Below are 18,035 nucleotides of genomic sequence, written 5' to 3' on the forward strand. Positions count from 1 at the left end.
ACTACATCCTTCTGGCCCGGTGCTCAGTTGCCGTCGCCGGCCGGCAGCGAGAAGATATAGCCCTCGCCGCGCACCGTGCGCAGGAATTTCGGATTGGCGGGATCGGCCTCGATCTTTTTGCGCAGCCGCATGATGCGAATGTCGACCGCGCGTGACGATTCCGGATCTTCGGTGAAACCGATCGCCTCGGAGATAGCGGCGCGGGTCAGCAGCCGGTTGGCGCGGGTGAGGAAAATCTCCAGCACGTCGAACTCACTCTTGGCCATGTCGATCACCGCGCCATTGGCGCCGGTGACCAGCCTGCCGTCGAGATCGGCCTGGAAGGGGCCGAAGGCAACGGAACGGCGATCCGTCCCGGCCCTCTTGTCCTGGAGCTCCTTCGGCTGGGGGACCCGGCGCAACACGCTGCGCACCCTGGCCAGCACTTCGCGCAATTCGTAAGGCTTGACGATGTAGTCGTCGGCACCGAGTTCCAGCCCGACAATGCGGTCGAGCGCGGTGCCGGCCGCGGTCGCATAGATGATGCCGATCGGCAGTTTCGAACGCAGCCAGCGGCCAAGCGAGAGGCCGTCCTCGCCGGGCATGGCGATGTCGAGAATGGCAAGATGAAACGACTGCGTTTCAACGAGGCTGCGCGCGGCGGCCGCACTTTCAGCGGTGGCCACGTCATATCCGGCGGCGCCAAGGTATTCGGCGACAGCGTCCCTCAGGTCGGGCTCATCCTCGACGATGACAATTCTTGCCCGCACGATGCTTTCGCTCCCACTTTCAGTGGAAAGTAGATTGGGTATAAACATCATGTCCAGCACTCATATCGGGGTTGCCAGGGAACGGTTGGAAAACATGGCCGCACGATCCGTCATTGCGCTCCTTTCGGTAGCCGAAGTGGTCGCGACCGAACTCGCCGACCATCTTGAACGGCGCGGCCATGACGTGCATCAGGCACGCCAGCCCTGGGAAGCCGAATCGCTGCTGTCGGGAAAGGGCATCGACGTCGTCGTCGTCGGCGACAGCCTTAGCCAGGCGGAGGGGCGGGACCTGCTCAGACGTTATGGCGGCCAAGGAGGAGGCGGTGAGGGCGGACCGGATTTCATCCTGATCTGCCGCCCGGCCGATCTTGTCGACAAGGTGCTGGCGCTGGAGCTTGGTGCGGCCGACGTCGTCGAGAGCCCGCTCAATGTCCGTGAACTGGCCGCCCGTGTCGGCGGCCTGCTTTCGCGCCGCGGCAGGGGCACCCAGGAACTGATCGTGCTGGAGAACGCGACCGTCGATCTGAGATCGGCGATGGTCATGCATCGCTCCGGCACGGAGGAACAGCTTTCGCCCGGTCAGGTGGCGCTGCTCAGGCTGTTCCTGGCCAGTCCGCGCAAGGTTTTGACGCGCGACGACATCATCGCCGCGGCGCCTGCCGAAAACGCCGATGCCTTCGATCGCTCGATCGATTCGCGCATCGTGCGGCTGCGCCGCAAACTCGACACCGAAACCATCACCACCATACGCGGCGCCGGCTACCGGTTCGATCCGCCGCGGCAATTCGCGGACTGATTGCCGGGCACTGACGCAGTCTCTGGTTTCGGGCATCGGATTTTCCATCTCCGGCCCCGACGCTCTTGGCGCTCAGCGTACCAGCAGAAGCGATGGACCCACCGGCATGTCACTGCCCATGGTCAGCTCGCCAGCGTGGGCGCGGTCCCTGAGCAGCACGGTGGCAAGGCCGGCAAAGCCGAGCAGGCCCTGGGCGTAAAGCAGTGCGGAAAGCACCGAAGCGGCAAATTTCGTTTTCATCGTACCAATTCCCCAAAATGGTTTGTTGCGGGTCGCTTCAGGATACCCCCGAAGCGCCCGCGCCGCCCACGGAACCCCCCGTCTCGGCGCGGGCCTTCGGTCCGCTCGGCAGCAAGTTGCCGGAGGCGCCGCGCAAACCCGTCAGCCTAAGGCCGACCCGCCAGAGGGCCTTTAGCCGGGCGATGCGCAGGCTGGAAACAATCCAGACCGTGGCGAAAAACAGTGCGGCGTGCAGGGTCGAAATCTCGCCTGAAGTCATCGCGCCGAGGCTTGTCAGCGGGGTGCCGGCAACCGTGCCGACGCCGCCGATGACCGCTGCCGCGATGCTGATCCTGAAAAGCCAGGACAGCGCGTTCGATTTCGTTCCCATGTTCGTTACCGGCTGTTTTCGTTGCGTCAACTTTGCTTGCGGCCCGTATCCGGATCATGCCGCTTGAAACCTCGCTTTGTTGCAGTTTGGTTTCGAGATCTACGGCGGTCCTTTCGAATACTGCTAATTCGCACTTTCGTTTAGCGACGGATACCCATGTTCCTGACCTTGGTCTTGCTAGGGTCTCGCTGGCGGGCCACCGACGGCTCTAATGGGGTTGCCGTTTGTTAACCAGTGGAAACAGATTCGAAACACAAATGAGCATTTTGCGAAATCTCTCCGAAACATGACGTTGGGATAAGCAGCCATCGAATTGGAGCCGGCTGGACCGGCAGAGAGAGGGGATTTTCTTCATGCATACCGCCATTTCCGCCAAGCTCATCAACATCGCCGCCGCCGCTCTGACCGGTGCCGCACTGCTGTTCGGCTCGGGCGCCGCGCATGCCGCCAACAAGATCGTGGCCCGCGTTTCGCTTTCGCAGCAGATCATGGAAGTCTCCGTCGACGGCCGGCCGACCTTCGCCTGGAAAGTCTCCACCGGCGACCGGGCCCATGTGACGCCGACCGGCTCGTTCAAGCCGACCCGCATGCATGAAATGTGGTATTCGAAGAAATACGACAACGCCCCGATGCCGCACTCGGTCTTCTTCAGCGGCGGCTATGCGGTGCACGCGACCTATGCGATCAAGCGCCTCGGCCAGCCGGCTTCGCATGGCTGCGTGCGGCTGCACCCCGACAACGCCGCCGATTTCTACCAGCTCGTCGAAACCTTCGGGGCGACCAACACCAGCATCGTCATCGTCAAGTAGCAGGCTGGAAACGGTGGCGTGGCAGCATGCTGCCGCGCCTCAAAGCTCCCTCCGGAAAACGCTGCGGTATTGCGTACAGTTCAAACCGGCGGTATCGAGCCCAGCCAAAAAGAAAAGAGGCCGGGAATTTCCCGGCCTCTTTTCTTTTGTTTCCATCAATCTGCCCCGCGCATTTCTGGGCGGGACTCCCTCGACCGTCCTAGCTCGGCAGTGCCGGCATCAGCTTGGGGTCCGGCTTCTCCGCCAGATGAGGCAGGTCCTTGCTGGCGATGAAGGTGTAGAACATGGGCACGACGAAGAGCGTGAACATGGTGCCGACCAGGATGCCGGTGAAGATGACCAGGCCCATCGAATAGCGGGCCGCGGCACCAGCGCCGCTGGACGTGATCAGCGGCACAACGCCGAGCGCCATCGCCGCCGTCGTCATCAGGATCGGCCGCAGGCGCACCTTGGCCGAGGCGATGATGGCATCGCGCCGCCGCATGCCATGCTTTTCACGCTGCTGGTTGGCGAACTCGACCAGCAGGATGCCGTGCTTGGTTATCAGACCGATCAGTGTGATCAGGCCGACCTGCGTGTAGATGTTGAGCGTGCCGAGGCCCAGATTGAGCGGCACGATCGCGCCGAAGATCGACAACGGCACCGCCATCATGATGATCAGCGGATCACGGAAGCTTTCAAACTGCGCCGCCAGCACCAGATAGATGACGACAACTGCGGCCGCGAAAGCGATCAGGATGGTGTTGCCCTGTTCCTTTTCCTGTCGCGATTGACCGGAATAATCGATGAAGAACGTGTCGGGCAGGCTCTCCTTGGCGATGTCCTCCAGCGCCTTCAGCCCGTCGCCGGTGGTGACGCCGGGCAGCGGAAGCGCCGAAATCGTCGACGAATTCAGCTGGTTGAACTGCTCGATTGCCGCCGGCGCCGCATTGGTCGAAATCTTGACCACCGCCGATAGCGGCACCATCTCGCCGGTCACGCTGCGCACGAAGTATTCGCCGAGCTTGTCGGGGTCGTCGCGGAACTCCTGCGGCACCTGCGGGATGATGTCGTAGCTGTTGGAATCGCGGTCGAACTGCGCCACTTCGGCGCCGCCGACCAGCAAGGTCAGCGTGCGGCCGATATCGGCGATCGGCAGGTTCAGCGCGGCGGCGCGGTCGCGGTCGATGGTCACCGTCACCTCCGGTGCGTCATAGGCCATCGAATTCTGCACGACGATGAAGCGGCCGGAGGCCTGCGCCTTGTTCTTGATCTGCTCGGCCACCTCGTACACTTCCGAGGAAGCGCCGGTCGATCGCACCACCATGGAAATGGGCAGGCCGCCGCCGGAGCCCGGCAGCGTCGGCGGTGCGAAGACGAAGGCCTCGACACCGGCCACTTTGGCGATACGGGCCGTAATGTCAGCCTGCAGTTCCTTCGAATTGCGCTTGCGTTCCGCCCAGTCCTTGAAGGCATAGCCGACGAAGGCGCTGTTTGTCGTGCCGCCGAAGGCGACGGCCGAGAACTGCGCCCGTGTTTCGGGAATATCCTTCACCAGGCCGAGGATCTGGTTGACGTATGTCTCGGTGTAATCGGACGTCGCATAACGCGGCGCCGTCACAATCGAGAGCAGAAAGCCCTGGTCCTCTTCCGGCGCAAGTTCGCTCGAGGTCTTGGTGAACATGAAGCCGGTGACGCCGACAAGCGCAAGCACGATGATCAGCGTCAATGGGCGATAGTTCAGCGATCCGGTGACGGCGCGTTCATAGACATGCTCGACGCGCGCGAAGGTGCCGTCGACAATGCGCTGGAAACGGCCCGGCGTGCCGGACTTCAAGAGGCGTGCCGACATCATCGGGGTGATGGTGATGGCGATGACACCCGACAGCACCACCGAGCCGGCGAGCGTGACCGCGAATTCACGGAACAGCGCGCCGGTCAGGCCGCCGGTAAATGCCAGCGGTGCGAACACGGCGGCCAGCGTCATGGTCATGGCAACGATGGCTGATGCGATTTCGCGCATACCGCTGAACGCAGCCTGCATCGGCGACATGTGATCTTCTTCCATGTGACGGTGGATGTTCTCCACCACCACGATGGCGTCGTCGACGACCAGGCCGATCGCCAGCACCATGGCCAGCAGCGACAGAAGGTTGATCGAGTAGCCAACCGCGAACAAAAGGAAGCAGACGCCGATCAGCGACAACGGGATGGTGATGATCGGCATCATCACCGACCGGAAGGAGCCAAGGAACAGAAGGATGACGACGACGACGATGGCAACCGCCTCGCCGATGGTCTTGAACACCTCTTCAATCGAGGCGCTGATCTGCCCGGTCGCGTCGTAGACGACCTCGATCGTCATGCCTTTCGGCAGTGTCTCCTGAATCTGCGGCACCAGCTTGGTGAGCGCAGCCGCCGTGGTCAGCGGATTGGCCGCCGGCGTCGGGAAGATGGCGAGGAAGGTGCCTGGCTTACCGTTGAACGAGACCCTGGTGTCGGTGTTCTCGGCGGCGAGTTCGACGCGAGCCACGTCGCGCAACCGCACCACATTGCCGTCGGTCGAGCGCAGCGGCAGCTCGGCGAATGCCTCCGGCGTCTGCAATGTCGAGCGCACCGTGATCGAGGAGACGACATACTCGTTCTGGGTGTTGCCGGGCGCCGACAGGAAGTTGGAATTGTTGATCGCCGTCAGCAGTTCGGAGGCGGTCACGCCGCGCGCCGCAAGTTTGACCGGATCGATCCAGACGCGCATCGAGTATTCCTGGGCGCCGAAGATCTGCACGTCGGCGACGCCTTCGACCGTCGACATGCGCGGTCTGATGACGCGCTCGATATACTCCGTCAGCTGCTCCTTCGTCATGTTCGGATTCTGCATCGAGATGTACATCATCGCGAACTGCTGGCCGGTGCCCTTGACGATGACAGGGTCCTTCGACGCGTCCGGCAAAGTGCCGCGCACGCCCTGGACCTTGGACAGAACTTCGGTCAGCGCGACGTCGGGGTTCGAGCCGAGCTTCATCTGCACCGTCACGGTGCTGGAGGACGGGCGGCTGGACGAGGTGACGTAGTCGATGTTTTCGGTCGAGGCGACGGCGCGGGCGATCGGGGCGGAAATGAAGCCCTGGATCAGATCGGCGCTGGCGCCTGGATAGGCCGTGGTGATCGTGATGGCCGTTTCATCGACCTTCGGATACTGCCGGATCGACAGGTTGAAGATGCCCTGGAAACCCAGGAGCAGGATCATGCAAGCAAGGACCGTCGAAAGAACAGGCCGGCGAATGAAGAGATCTGAAAAGCTCATTGCTGGCCGGCCTGCTTGTTCGCCGATTTGGTCGGGTCGATGGTGTTGTCCACAACGACGGACATGCCGTTGAAGAGGCGGTTCTGACCGGCGGTGACGACCTCGTCGCCGGCCTTCAGCCCCTCGACGATCTCGACCATGCCTTGATTGCGGCGGCCGGGCTTGACGAACACCTGCGACAGCACGAGCGCGGGCTTGTCACCTTCCGCCGCCGGCTTGGCCCCATCGGCAGCCTTATCAGTTGGCTTTGCCGCATCGGCGGCAGGCTTGGCTGCATCAGCCGCCGGCTTCATGGCATCGGCCGGCTGGGTGTCCGCAGGCTTGGCGTCAGCCGATTTGTCGGCTGCCGGCGCAGCGGGTTTTTCCTCCGGCTTGGCAGCTGGCGCTGTCTCGGCGGGCTTGGCTGGCTGCACCACGAAGATGTAGTCGCCATAGAGACTTGTCGTCAGCGCCGTCTGCGGCAGGGTCAGCACGTTCTGCTCTTCGGGCAGCTCGACACGCACCTGCACGAACTGGCCGGGGGTCAGCTTGCCATCGGGATTGGCGACTTCCGCCCGGATGTTCACCAGCCGGCTGGACGAGTCGATCTTCGGGTCTATGCCACGAATGGCGCCTGCGAATGGCCTGTCCTCGCCGCCAAAGCCCAATCGAATCGTCTGGCCGATCTTGAGCAAGGCGAGTTGCTGTTCGGGAACCGTGAAATCGACCCGCATCGTGTCGAGGTCCTGCAATGTCACCACGGCGGTGCCGGGCGCCAGATACTGGCCGACATCGATCTTCGGGATACCCACCGTGCCGCCGAAAGGCGCCGTCAGCTGCTTCTGGTCGAGCACGGCCTGCAGCTTGGTGACTTGGGATGCCGAGGCCGAGGCCGCCGCACGCGCCGTGTCCAGCGTCGAGTCGGAGCCAACGCCACGCCTGGTCAGTTCGATGGCGCGGGCAAGTGAGGTCTGGTCTAGCGCGGCTTGCGCCTTCTGTGCATCGAGGTCGGCGCGCTCGACGGCGTCATCGAGTTGCAGCAGAACCGCATTGTCCGCCACCTTCTGGTTGGCATGGAAAAGGATGTCCTTGACGATACCGGTAGTCTCGACCGTCAGGTCGACACCGCGCACCGCCTTGACCGTGCCGATCGCCTCGACGCCTGGCGTCCAGGCCGAAGGCTTGGCGATGGTCGTCGAAACGGTTGCCGCCGGCGGCTTCATCGATGCGAAGTACTGCTTGATGCCGTTGTCGCGCAGGAAGTTGAAGCCGACGATGCCGCCGACCACGACGACGAGCAGGGCCAGAACCAGAACAATGATAAAGATACGGAGTATGCGCTTGAACAAGGAAGTCCCCTCAGTCGAAATCCGGCGCGAAGCGCGGATATCGGGACACATACCGACTGCGGGTCCCGATTTCAAATGATGGCGGTCTTCCTGTACCGTCTGGACGGTCTTGTCAATTGGGCCTAAGCTTGCGATGGGAGGCACCATGAGAGCCCAAAGACCGAATTCGCGCGAGAAGATTCTCGCCGCGGCGGCTGATGTTGCCCGGGAATCCGGACCAGGCAGCCTGTCGCTGGATGCCGTCGCCAGCCGTGCCGGCGTGTCGAAGGGAGGGCTCCTCTACAATTTCCCGACCAAGGCCAAATTGATGCAAGGTTTGGTCGAAGGCTATCTGCGCGAGTTCGAGCACGCGCTGGAAGCCGCCAGCACAAATGACAAGGACGAAAATCCCCTGGCCGTCTACATCAGGCTGTCGGCCAATGATTGCGAGGAAAAGCAGCCGTCGGCGTCCTGGATCTTCTCGGCCATCGCCGAGGATCCCGATTTTATGATGCCGATAAAGACCTTCAAGCGGCAGCTTTTCGAGCGGCTGAAGGGCGAGACGCCGGATCTCAAATCGCTGTTGATCTGCTATCTCGCCATCGAGGGATTGCGCAGCATGAACCTCTTCGATTCGGATGTCCTGTCGAAAGACGAGCGCCAGTTGTTGGTATCGTCCCTGCTCGAGATTGCCAAATAGGCGCCGCCCACCCGCTTTTCGGCGGGCCTGTTCGTGAACGCGGCGTTCGCCGGCGTCACACAGGGTTCATCGTGCGGACATAGCGTCTTCCCAGTTCTTTGCTGCAATGCATCTGGAGTGGGACATGGTGGACATAGTTTCTAGCGAGGCGGGCATTCCGAGACCGGATCATCCGCTGGATCAATCGGGCAGCGCGAAGTGGTTCCTGCCGGCCTTCGGCGTGCTGGTGCTCGTCGGCATCGCCTATGTCGGCTACGCGCTCAGCCAGGATCTTGCGGTGGCCAAGACCGTGCCGTGGATCCTGCTTGGCATCGCCTTGCTGATCGCGCTCGGCTTCGAGTTCGTCAACGGCTTCCATGACACCGCCAATGCGGTGGCGACGGTCATCTACACGCGCTCGATGCCGGCCGAATTCGCCGTCATGTGGTCGGGCGCCTTCAATTTCCTCGGGGTTCTCACCTCCAGCGGCGCGGTCGCCTTCGGCATCCTGTCGCTGCTGCCGGTCGAGTTGATCCTGCAGGTCGGCTCGTCCTCGGGCTTCGCCATGGTGTTCGCGCTGCTTGTGGCGGCGATCCTGTGGAATCTCGGCACCTGGTTCCTCGGACTGCCGGCGTCGAGCTCGCACACGATGGTCGGTTCGATCATCGGCGTCGGCCTTGCCAACCAGTTCATGGCGCCCGCCGGCAGCGCCACCAGCGGCGTCGACTGGTCGCAGGCGACCAATGTCGGCGTCACCCTGCTGGTGTCGCCGATCATCGGCTTCTTCGCCGCGGCGATCCTGCTCTATGTAATGAAGCTGCTGGTGCGCAATCCGGCGCTCTACGAGGCGCCGAAGGGCAACACGCCGCCGCCATGGTGGATCCGTGGCCTGCTCATCTTCACCTGCACCGGCGTCAGCTTTGCGCACGGCTCCAATGACGGACAGAAGGGCATGGGCCTGATCATGCTGATCCTGATCGGCGTCGTGCCGACGGCGTATGCGCTGAACCGCACCCCCGACATCAACTATCTCGAAGCCTACAAGTCTGCTTCGGTCAGCGTCGAAACGGCGCTGGGCAAATATGCCAAGCCCGGCGTCACCGTCGCCGATGCCAAGGCCGCCGTCCAGGATGCCGTGCGCACCAGGACATGGAGCGACCAGACGACGGTTGCGCTGCAGACCTACATCCACAACACGACGGCTGGCCTGCAGCCCTATGCCTCGGTCGAGACGGTGCCGACCGATCTGGTCAGCAACGCCCGCAACGACATCTATTTGATCGGCGAAGCGCTCAAGCTGATCGACAAGAAGCAGCTGCTGCCGATGGAGGCGGCCGATCTGAAAGCGGTCACCGACTATCACAAGGCCGTCGACAACGCGACGAAGTTCATCCCGATCTGGGTGAAGGTCGCCGTCGCGCTGGCGCTCGGCCTCGGCACCATGGTCGGCTGGAAACGCATCGTCGTCACGGTCGGCGAGAAGATCGGCAAGAGCCATCTGACCTACGGCCAGGGTGCGGCGGCCGAACTCGTGGCGATGGTGACCATCGGCATGGCCGATCGGCTGGGACTGCCGGTGTCGACGACTCATGTCCTGTCGTCGGGCGTTGCCGGAACGATGGCGGCGAACGGTTCGGGGCTGCAATGGGCGACGATGCGCAATCTGCTGCTTGCCTGGGTGCTGACGCTGCCGTGCTCGATCACGCTGGCCTTCGTGCTGTTCATCATCTTCCGCCAGGTGTTCTGAGCCGAGCGTAAGCTTCCGAACAAAAGGCAGCGCCGGGTGACCGGCGCTGCCTTTTTTCTTTAAGTGAGCACTGCGTTCAAGGGGTGAAGACGTATTCGTTTCTGTTGACGTGGAACATGCCTAGGAAATTGCCGAAACGCCTTTCGCTTCGTCATCCTGTGGCGGAGCAGGGAGCGAAGCGACGCGGCGCAGACCATAGGATCCATGCCGCGACTCCTGAGCGTTGCCGCGGTGCAGAATTCTGCTCCGCTGCACTCCGTGGCAAAGGTCACGGCATGGATCCCAGGGTCTCCGCGACGGAGCTTCGCTCCTGCTTCGCCCAAGGATGACGAAGTTTGGAGGCGTCGGCCAATCTCGAGCGTTGGCGATGGCCGTTCAAACGAATCCTGGCCAACAACGCTGAACCGTTGGGCATAACCGGCCTGGCTACGTCGGGTCTTCGCGATGCAGGTCATGGATGGCCACACCGTCGACATTGGTCGGCATCGTCAGCCACTCACGATGGCGCAAGGTGCGCTGCGTGTCCTCCAACCCTGTCTCCCAATGCTCGCGCATCGAGGTGCCTGAGAACTCATAGTCCTTGGCGTGACCCTCATAGCCCTTGTGCTGATAGATCAGGTGCACGATGTTGACGGTGCCGGCGTCCGAATAGTCCTCGATCAGCGCTTCCTCGGCCGGCGTCCGCAACTCCTTCGGCACCCGTTTCAGTGCATCGAGCAGGCGCATCTTGAGACCGTGGATGCGTTTGAAATTGTCAGTGTTTTGCCGTGTGCGGCTCGAATACATGATGTCCTTGTGGCGCGACAGCACGTCCGGCATGCTGCGCGGCAGGACGCCTCGCGCGCTGAACAGGTCGACCTGGAAAACCAGCGAGGAACGGTCCTCTTCCTGGTCGAGCAGATATTGCAGCGGCGTGTTGGAGACGATGCCCCCGTCCCAGTAATATTCGCCTTCGATGCGGATCGACGGGAACGCCGGCGGCAGCGCGCCGCTGGCCATGATGTGCTCCGGTTCGATGCGGACCTTGTCGGTGTCGAAATAGACGAAGTTGCCGGTCCGGACGTTGACCGCGCCGACGCTCAACCGCTTCTTGCCGTCGTTGAGGATGTCGAAGTCGATCAGGCTTTGCAGCGTCTCCTTCAGCTCGGCCGTGTCGTAGAAGCTGGTGGCGCCCTCGGCGCCGGGCTGCTCCATCCAGGGGTTAGGATTGCGCGGCTTGAAGAAGCCCGGCTGCCCCATGACCATGGTCATCCACGAACTGGTGCGATTGCGGATATCACGGTAGATGTCGCCTTCCGGCGTATAGGCCCAGATCTTGCGACCCGAAATCGTCTGCCAGAATTGCTCGAGGCGCTGCAGCCGGCGGCTCGATTCATTGCCGGCGATGATCGCCGCATTGATGGCGCCGATCGACACGCCGGAAAGCCAGCTCGGCTCGCAGCCGGCCTCTGCCAATGCCTGGTACACCCCAGCCTGGTAGGCGCCGAGCGCGCCGCCTCCCTGAAACACCAGCGCGACGCGGTCATACTGCGCCGAGATCTCCGCGATGGTGGCAGTGGCCTCCTTGTTGCGATTGCGTTCGAGCACGGCTTTGGTCTCCGACTTCTGTTTGGGCTCTGAAAGGCTTGTGCAGCTCAGGTGCGGTCGGCGAGATAATCGTGAACCACTTCGCCCAGCCCAAGGGTCAGATCGGCGGTGAAGTGGACGGCGGATACGATGTCGAGCACCGGCAGCCGCGCCACGTCGGCCATGACATGCGGCCGCAAATCGAGCGCGGCGGGCGCGGTCCAGGCTTCCTTCAGCGTGATGTCGGTGAGGTGGTAGCGGACCAGTTCGCAGATGCGCGGCGTGCCGTCGACATGCGGGACGATCTTGATCAGGAAATTGGGCGCGGCCAGCGAAGCGAGGACAGAGCCGTGATCGGCTTCCTTGTGCTTGTAGCCCATCGTGCCGGTGGCGCACAGAACGCTGCCATAGTGCAGCGTGCCGACGATGACCTCGCCTTCATGCACGATCTTGGGGTTGGCGAGCTTCTTGGGAAAACCCCACAGTTCGCGGCCGCCGGCGATCGGCGCGTCGTCGTCGAGATACATCGAATGGACGTAGGCGCCGTGCTGGCCCTTGTAGCGCACCGGGATGACCTGGCCGGTCTCGGTGTAGTCGCCGAAACCGGTCGAGTCAGGCATGCGGATGAATTCGTATTTGACCAGCGGCTCGTCGATCTCCAGCGGCTCCGGCACGACAGCCTCTAGCGCCTCGCGCGTCGTGCGGTAGGTGATGATGACGTATTCGCGGTTGAAGAAACGGTACGGCCCGGGCGGAAAGGAGGGGTTGGTCAGCGGCATCGCATAGGCGCGCTTCACGACATCGGCGATCTGCAAGGCTGTAGCCCCATTTTGGTTCAGGAATGACTGCGCGAATGCGCTCCGGATTATGTTGCACGGCACCATGACAGTGCCGTGTCAGCCGCCTGACAGCCGCCCAAGGGGCCTGTCGACGGCCGTCTCAACCCTGTAATCGCACCGACATATGGCTATGGCACTGTCATGGTGCGGCGCACAAAGGCGGCCCCGTTCGTTCCCTCCCACCTCTTGCGAGATCATCATGGGTTTCCTGTCTTCGAAGAACGCCCTCGTCACCGGCTCGACCAGCGGCATCGGCCTGGCCATCGCCCGCGCCTTTGCCGCCGAAGGCGCCAATGTCACCATCAACGGCCTTGGCGATGCGGCTGCCATCGAGCAGGAGCGCACCGGCATCGAGAGGGATTTCGGCGTCAAGTGCCGCTATTCCGGTGCCAACATGATGGATGGCGCGGCGGTCAGCGCCATGGTGCGTGAGGCCGAGGCTGCCTTCGGCAGTCTCGATATCCTGGTCAACAATGCCGGCATCCAGCATGTCGCGCCGATCGAGGAGTTTCCCGATGACAAGTGGGAAGCCATCATCCGCATCAATCTGCTCGCCGCGTTCTACGCCATCAAGGCGGCACTGCCGGGCATGAAGGCGCGCAAATGGGGCCGTATCATCAACACCGCCTCGGCGCATGCGCTGGTCGCCTCGCCGTTCAAGTCGGCCTATGTGTCGGCCAAGCACGGCATTGCGGGCCTCACCAAGACGGTAGCGCTGGAAGCAGCGCTCGACGGCGTCACCGTCAATGCGATCGCGCCGGGCTATGTCTGGACGCCGCTGGTCGAAAGGCAGATTCCCGACACGATGAAGGCGCGCGGCATGACCGAGGAACAGGTCAAGCACGATGTGCTGCTCGCCGCCCAGCCGACCAAGGAATTCGTCACCGTTGACGAGCTCGCCGCGCTGACGCTGTTCCTGTGTTCGGACGCGGCCAGGCAGGTCACCGGCACCACCTTGCCGATGGACGGCGGCTGGACGGCACAGTAGCCGGCTATAGGCTGAGAGAGGCTATAATGAGCTTGGTCAAAGTTCTTTGACGAGGCGGTTCTGATCGCCGTGCAGATAGGTGTCCCAAACATAGTTGGAGATCAGCCGCCGGTATTGCTGGGTGTTAATCGACTTCCGGTAACCAGCGCCGCCGATATGCAAAAAGGCGCTGCCCAACATCTGATGACCGGAGTCGGCCTCGCCGAGGTTCAGATGAGCCGTAGTGGCCGGCACATCCACGACATCGTTTTCGCCGAGCAGGCGATAGAGCCCAGCCCAATTGCCTCCGCCGGTGTCCATCCCGTGGATGAAGCGGGGGTGAAAGTCCATGTTCACGTTCTCCAGGGCGCTAAAGCGAAAGAAGCAGAACCCTGCCCACAAGAACCACGCTTGGTGATCCGAAGTTGACCGGCGCTTTGAGCCATAGACGACTTTTCCTTCCATCGCCGCGGGAATGTCCACGGGGATGATCGGAAAGCAGTCGTGATCCAGAAAGCCGAACAGCTCCGGCTGCATCGGCCGGATGATATTGTGGAAGATCCAGTTCATGGATGTTCCGTGCGACCGGTTAGGATGACGCTCCCAGTTTCGGGGCAAGCTGAAGTAGGCGACGCCTCGCGCTCGACAGATTTCCTCGATACGGGTGCGAGCCGATTGCTTTGAAGAGTTGTCGACAACGACCAGCGTCATTCCGGACGAATACAGCTCCCAGGAGCGCGCCATCGCGTCGATGACCCAAGGGGTATTGAAGGCAATGACAAAACAAAATCTCCGGCCACCGGTTCGCCGCACTTCGTCGGCGAATTTCAGGCCTTCCGCAACACCGCGTCCACGGAAGTTGCGTTCAATCAAGGCGTTTCGCAATGCCTTGGCTGCTCTGACAGTCCGGTTCTGGTTCAGCAGATCGATAAGGACCCTTCTCGGGTTCCAGCTCATACAATTCCCCCAGGCTCTAAATGAGCTGTGGCTTTATTAGGCTGAAGCCTGCTTTCTCACAAGTCAGGTGTGGAGGCGGCGCGTGCTCGAGCTCCGTAGGGCTCTCCACACTGGAGATGGCCGCCGTGATGGCGATCGTTACGGCGATGGACCGGTCTTCTCGTTCCGTGCGTCAGGAAACTCGTCGCCGCGCCTGCCTGTCGACATGCACTCCGATATGCAGCCGCCATTGCCTGGGGTCACCGCGCCTCCGCGAAGGCGTGCCAAAAGGACATCGATTTTGGACATTAGTCTTGACAGAAATACAGATGTTCAATACGCGTCAGGCAATCGAACAAGCCTGCATTGTGGGAGGAACGAGCGGTATGGCTTCCAATGTTTCGTTGACGGGTCTTGCCCGCGATCTCGAGGAACGCGCAAAGTCGGGCAAGCCTATCCGCATCGGCCTGATCGGCTCGGGCGAGATGGGAACCGACATCGTCACTCGTGTCGCCCATATGTCGGGCATCGAGATCGGCGCCATTTCCGAACTGAACCTGCCGGCTGCCAGCAAGGCCGTCGATATCGCTTTCCAGGAAACCGGGCATGCGCGCGAAGTGTCGAATGCTTCGGCTATGACGTCGGCGATTGAAGCCGGCAAGGTCGCGGTCACCAACGACGCCGACCTTGTCATCAACAATGATCTGATCGACGTCGTCATCGATGCCACCGGGGTTCCCGCCGTTGGCGCCGAGATCGGGCTGCGCGCCATGGAGCATGGCAAGCATCTGGTGATGATGAATGTCGAGGCCGACGTCACCATCGGCGCCTATCTGAAAAGCGAGGCCGACCGGCTCGGCGTCACCTATTCACTGGGCGCCGGCGATGAGCCGTCCTCCTGCATGGAGCTGATCGAGTTCGTCTCGGCCATGGGTCACCCGATCGTTGCCGCCGGCAAGGGCAAGAACAATCCGCTCAACATCGACGCTATTCCCCCGGACTATGAGGAGGAAGCCAAGCGCCGGCACATGAATGTGCGCATGCTGGTCGAATTCGTCGACGGCTCCAAGACCATGGTCGAGATGGCGGCAATCGCCAATGCCACCGGCCTGGTTCCAGACAAGGCCGGCATGCATGGCCCGGCGGCGACGCTTGGCGAACTGTCCAAGGTGCTGGTGCCGCAGAAGGATGGCGGCGTTCTGTCGAAGGTCGGCGTCGTCGACTATTCGATCGGCAAGGGTGTCGCGCCCGGCGTCTTCGTCGTTGCCGACATGTCGCATCCGCGCATCTCCGAGCGCATGGAAGATCTGAAGATGGGCAAAGGCCCGTATTTCACTTTCCATCGTCCCTATCACCTGACCTCGCTCGAGGTGCCGCTGACCTGCGCGCGCGTCGTGCTCTACGGCAAGGCCGACATGGTGCCGCTGGCCAAGCCGGTGGCCGAAGTCGCCGCCGTGGCCAAGAAGGACATGAAGCCCGGCGAGAAGCTCGATGCGATCGGCGAATATTGCTACCGCGCCTGGATCATGACGACGCCTGAGGCGCGCGCCGCCAAGGCCGTTCCCTGCGGCCTGCTGCAGGGCGGCTCGGTCACCGCGCCGATCAAGAAGGGCGAACTCATAACCTATGCGAATGCAGCGCCCGCGGCGGGCTCCAAGATCGCCGAACTGCGCGCTCGCCAGGACAAGCTCGTCTATGGGACCGGGGGAGCGTGATCATGGCCACAGCCAGCAAAGCCGTCACTGACAGTCGCGCCAATCTGCCCTTCGTCTACCGCCAGTACAGCGCCGAGCAGCTCAAGCAGGTGCTCCACAAGATGTACCTGATCCGCCGCTTCGAAGAGGGCGCGGAGGAGTGCTACACGCGCGGCCTCATCCATGGCACCATGCATTTGTCGATCGGCCAGGAAGCCAGCGCCATGGGCATCTGCATGCCGCTTGCCGAGGATGACCAGATCACCTCGACGCATCGCGGTCACGGCCACTGCATTGCCAAGGGCGCCGAGGTCAAGCGCATGTTCGCCGAGTTCTTCGGCAAGACCACAGGCTACTGCAAGGGCCGTGGCGGCTCGATGCACATCGCCGATGTCGGCAAGGGCAATCTCGGCGCCAATGGCATCGTCGGTGGTGGTATCCCGATCGCCGTGGGGGCGGCATTGTCCTCCAAGATGATGAAGACCGGCAAGGTCGTGGTCTCGTTCTTCGGCGATGGCGCCAACAATGAAGGCGCTTTCCACGAGGCGCTCAACATGGCGGCGGTCTGGAAGCTGCCTGTCATTTTCGTCTGCGAGAACAATGGCTACGGCATGTCGACATCGACAGCCCGCTCGACCGCGGTCAAGAACATCGCCGAGCGCGCCGCCGCCTATTCGATGCCCGGCGTCATCGTCAACGGCAACATCTTCTCCGAGGTCGCCGAGGCGTCTCATCAGGCTGTTGCCCGAGCCCGCGCCGGCGAGGGGCCTACGCTGATCGAGTCGAAGACCTATCGCCATCGCGGCCATTCCAAGAGCGACCGCAACCGCTATCGCACCAAGGAAGAGATCGAGGACTGGATGTCGAACCGCGATCCGATCACCCTGTTCGAAAGCGAGCTCAGGGAATTCGGCTTCATCGACGACAAGGGCATCGAGGCCATTCGCGATGCCGTGGCGCAAGAGATCGCCGAGGGCATCGAGTTCGCCAAGGCGAGCCCATCGCCCGATATCAGCGAGACGGGAAATTACGTGTATACGGAGCAGGCGTGATGGACGCGATGGTGCGTGAACTGAGCTACGCCCAGGCGATCCAGGAGGCCATGGCGATCGCCATGGACATGGACGAACGCGTTTTCCTGATGGGCGAGGATATCGGCGTCTATGGCGGCGCCTTCCAGGTCACCGGCGACCTGGTCGAACGTTACGGCGCTGACCGCGTCATCGACACGCCGATTTCGGAACTGGGCGGCGCGGGCGTTGCGGTGGGGGCTGCGCTCACCGGCATGCGGCCGATCTTCGAGTTCCAGTTTTCCGATTTCGCCACGCTTGCCATGGAGCAGATTGTCAACCAGGCGGCCAAGATGCGCTTCATGCTGGGCGGCGAGGTTTCGGTTCCCGTGGTGATGCGCTTTCCCGCCGGTTCCGGCACCGGTGCGGCGGCTCAGCACAGCCAGAGCCTCGAAGCCTGGCTCGGCCATGTGCCGGGTCTGAAAGTCATCCAGCCGGCGACCCCCTATGATGCCAAGGGCATGCTTTTGGCGGCGGTCGCCGATCCCGATCCGGTCATGATCTTCGAGCACAAGCTGCTCTACAAGATGAAGGGACCGGTGCCCGAAGGCTATTATACCGTGCCGATCGGCAAGGCAGATATCCGCCGCGAGGGCCGGGATCTCACCATCGTCGCCACCTCGATCATGGTGCAGAAGGCGCTCGACGCGGCGGCCGTGCTGGAGAGCGAAGGCATCGACGTCGAAGTCGTCGATCTCCGGACCATCCGGCCGATGGACAAGCAGACCGTCATCAACAGCGTCAAGAAGACGTCGCGGCTGCTATGCGTCTACGAAGCGGTCAAGACGCTGGGCATCGGCGCCGAGGTCAGCGCCATGATCGCCGAGAGCGAAGCGTTCGACTATCTCGACGCGCCGATCGTGCGGCTGGGCGGCGCCGAAACGCCGATCCCCTACAATCCGGAACTCGAGAAGGCGACGGTGCCGCAAATTCCGGACATCATCACCGCCGCGCGCGACCTCGTGAAAGGGGTCCGCTAGCCC

General features: G+C 62.4%; 16 protein-coding genes. 8 read left to right on the plus strand and 8 right to left on the minus strand.

The features are described 5' to 3' along the window. Positions 1-23: 23 nt before the first annotated feature. Positions 24-797, minus strand: a complete 774-nt coding sequence (locus AC0NIL_RS07355; RefSeq protein ID WP_275954423.1) for a response regulator — start codon at positions 795-797, stop codon at positions 24-26. A gap of 46 nt (positions 798-843) precedes the next feature. Between AC0NIL_RS07355 and AC0NIL_RS07360 the strand changes: the two genes are divergently transcribed. Beyond that, a complete protein-coding gene (locus AC0NIL_RS07360; RefSeq protein ID WP_275954317.1) occupies positions 844-1,545 on the plus strand; it encodes a response regulator transcription factor in 702 nt (233 codons plus the stop codon). A gap of 72 nt (positions 1,546-1,617) precedes the next feature. Here AC0NIL_RS07360 and AC0NIL_RS07365 read toward each other — a convergent pair whose 3' ends face one another. Then, positions 1,618-1,785, minus strand: coding sequence for a hypothetical protein (locus tag AC0NIL_RS07365; protein WP_013529303.1), 168 nt, complete (start codon positions 1,783-1,785; stop codon positions 1,618-1,620). A 37-nt stretch (positions 1,786-1,822) separates the two neighbouring features. After that, a complete protein-coding gene (locus tag AC0NIL_RS07370) occupies positions 1,823-2,155 on the minus strand; it encodes a hypothetical protein (protein ID WP_473573005.1) in 333 nt (110 codons plus the stop codon). 353 nt (positions 2,156-2,508) lie between these two features. Between AC0NIL_RS07370 and AC0NIL_RS07375 the strand changes: the two genes are divergently transcribed. Beyond that, positions 2,509-2,964, plus strand: coding sequence for a L,D-transpeptidase (locus AC0NIL_RS07375; protein WP_013529305.1), 456 nt, complete (start codon positions 2,509-2,511; stop codon positions 2,962-2,964). A 199-nt stretch (positions 2,965-3,163) separates the two neighbouring features. Here the strand turns inward: AC0NIL_RS07375 and AC0NIL_RS07380 are convergent, their stop codons facing one another. Next, on the minus strand, positions 3,164-6,247 hold the full coding sequence (locus AC0NIL_RS07380; protein WP_013529306.1) for an efflux RND transporter permease subunit: 3,084 nt from the start codon (positions 6,245-6,247) through the stop codon (positions 3,164-3,166). Continuing rightward, a complete protein-coding gene (locus AC0NIL_RS07385) occupies positions 6,244-7,575 on the minus strand; it encodes an efflux RND transporter periplasmic adaptor subunit (protein WP_027163144.1) in 1,332 nt (443 codons plus the stop codon). The genes AC0NIL_RS07380 and AC0NIL_RS07385 overlap by 4 nt, the downstream gene beginning before the upstream one ends. Positions 7,576-7,720: 145 nt before the next feature. Between AC0NIL_RS07385 and AC0NIL_RS07390 the strand changes: the two genes are divergently transcribed. After that, positions 7,721-8,254: a TetR/AcrR family transcriptional regulator gene (locus tag AC0NIL_RS07390; protein ID WP_024503025.1), complete on the plus strand. Its 534-nt coding sequence runs from the start codon at positions 7,721-7,723 to the stop codon at positions 8,252-8,254. A 124-nt stretch (positions 8,255-8,378) separates the two neighbouring features. Further along, a complete protein-coding gene (locus AC0NIL_RS07395; RefSeq protein WP_473573007.1) occupies positions 8,379-9,980 on the plus strand; it encodes an inorganic phosphate transporter in 1,602 nt (533 codons plus the stop codon). Positions 9,981-10,406: 426 nt separating this feature from the next. Here AC0NIL_RS07395 and AC0NIL_RS07400 read toward each other — a convergent pair whose 3' ends face one another. Next, entirely contained in the window at positions 10,407-11,567 is a 1,161-nt protein-coding gene (locus AC0NIL_RS07400; RefSeq protein ID WP_024503027.1) for a patatin-like phospholipase family protein, read from the minus strand. 47 nt (positions 11,568-11,614) lie between these two features. Then, a complete protein-coding gene (locus AC0NIL_RS07405) occupies positions 11,615-12,361 on the minus strand; it encodes an acetoacetate decarboxylase (RefSeq protein WP_027163143.1) in 747 nt (248 codons plus the stop codon). A 223-nt stretch (positions 12,362-12,584) separates the two neighbouring features. On the opposite strand from AC0NIL_RS07405, the gene AC0NIL_RS07410 reads away from it, so the two are divergent. Further along, positions 12,585-13,373 carry a 3-hydroxybutyrate dehydrogenase gene (locus AC0NIL_RS07410; RefSeq protein ID WP_473573008.1) on the plus strand — a complete coding sequence of 263 codons (789 nt, stop codon included), beginning with the start codon at positions 12,585-12,587 and terminating at the stop codon, positions 13,371-13,373. Between the two features lie 36 nt (positions 13,374-13,409). On the opposite strand, the gene AC0NIL_RS07415 is transcribed toward AC0NIL_RS07410, so the two are convergent. Beyond that, positions 13,410-14,309, minus strand: a complete 900-nt coding sequence (locus AC0NIL_RS07415; protein WP_024503030.1) for a hypothetical protein — start codon at positions 14,307-14,309, stop codon at positions 13,410-13,412. A gap of 365 nt (positions 14,310-14,674) precedes the next feature. On the opposite strand from AC0NIL_RS07415, the gene AC0NIL_RS07420 reads away from it, so the two are divergent. Genes AC0NIL_RS07420 through AC0NIL_RS07430 form a run of 3 tightly spaced genes read left to right on the plus strand, consistent with a single transcriptional unit; the run spans position 14,675 to position 18,032 of the window. After that, positions 14,675-16,003 (plus strand): NAD(P)H-dependent oxidoreductase, encoded by a 1,329-nt coding sequence (locus AC0NIL_RS07420; protein ID WP_473573010.1) that lies wholly within the window; start codon positions 14,675-14,677, stop codon positions 16,001-16,003. Positions 16,004-16,005: 2 nt separating this feature from the next. Further along, a complete protein-coding gene (locus tag AC0NIL_RS07425; RefSeq protein WP_063169131.1) occupies positions 16,006-17,034 on the plus strand; it encodes a thiamine pyrophosphate-dependent dehydrogenase E1 component subunit alpha in 1,029 nt (342 codons plus the stop codon). Beyond that, positions 17,034-18,032: an alpha-ketoacid dehydrogenase subunit beta gene (locus AC0NIL_RS07430; RefSeq protein WP_275954422.1), complete on the plus strand. Its 999-nt coding sequence runs from the start codon at positions 17,034-17,036 to the stop codon at positions 18,030-18,032. Before AC0NIL_RS07425 ends, AC0NIL_RS07430 begins: the two co-directional genes overlap by 1 nt. The last annotated feature ends 3 nt before the right edge of the window (positions 18,033-18,035 follow it).

This window comes from Mesorhizobium sp. WSM1343 (assembly GCF_055901535.1).

Excerpts from the sequence above, each read along its gene's own strand:
- AC0NIL_RS07370 (WP_473573005.1), bottom strand. The coding sequence starts at position 2,155 with ATGGGAACGAAATCGAACGCGCTGTCCTGGCTTTTCAGGATCAGCATC.
- AC0NIL_RS07375 (WP_013529305.1), top strand. The coding sequence starts at position 2,509 with ATGCATACCGCCATTTCCGCCAAGCTCATCAACATCGCCGCCGCCGCT.
- AC0NIL_RS07360 (WP_275954317.1), top strand. The coding sequence starts at position 844 with ATGGCCGCACGATCCGTCATTGCGCTCCTTTCGGTAGCCGAAGTGGTC.
- AC0NIL_RS07410 (WP_473573008.1), top strand. The coding sequence starts at position 12,585 with ATGGGTTTCCTGTCTTCGAAGAACGCCCTCGTCACCGGCTCGACCAGC.
- AC0NIL_RS07390 (WP_024503025.1), top strand. The coding sequence starts at position 7,721 with ATGAGAGCCCAAAGACCGAATTCGCGCGAGAAGATTCTCGCCGCGGCG.
- AC0NIL_RS07365 (WP_013529303.1), bottom strand. The coding sequence starts at position 1,785 with ATGAAAACGAAATTTGCCGCTTCGGTGCTTTCCGCACTGCTTTACGCC.
- AC0NIL_RS07415 (WP_024503030.1), bottom strand. The coding sequence starts at position 14,309 with ATGAGCTGGAACCCGAGAAGGGTCCTTATCGATCTGCTGAACCAGAAC.
- AC0NIL_RS07425 (WP_063169131.1), top strand. The coding sequence starts at position 16,006 with ATGGCCACAGCCAGCAAAGCCGTCACTGACAGTCGCGCCAATCTGCCC.
- AC0NIL_RS07395 (WP_473573007.1), top strand. The coding sequence starts at position 8,379 with ATGGTGGACATAGTTTCTAGCGAGGCGGGCATTCCGAGACCGGATCAT.
- AC0NIL_RS07420 (WP_473573010.1), top strand. The coding sequence starts at position 14,675 with ATGGCTTCCAATGTTTCGTTGACGGGTCTTGCCCGCGATCTCGAGGAA.
- AC0NIL_RS07355 (WP_275954423.1), bottom strand. The coding sequence starts at position 797 with ATGTTTATACCCAATCTACTTTCCACTGAAAGTGGGAGCGAAAGCATC.
- AC0NIL_RS07430 (WP_275954422.1), top strand. The coding sequence starts at position 17,034 with ATGGACGCGATGGTGCGTGAACTGAGCTACGCCCAGGCGATCCAGGAG.
- AC0NIL_RS07380 (WP_013529306.1), bottom strand. The coding sequence starts at position 6,247 with ATGAGCTTTTCAGATCTCTTCATTCGCCGGCCTGTTCTTTCGACGGTC.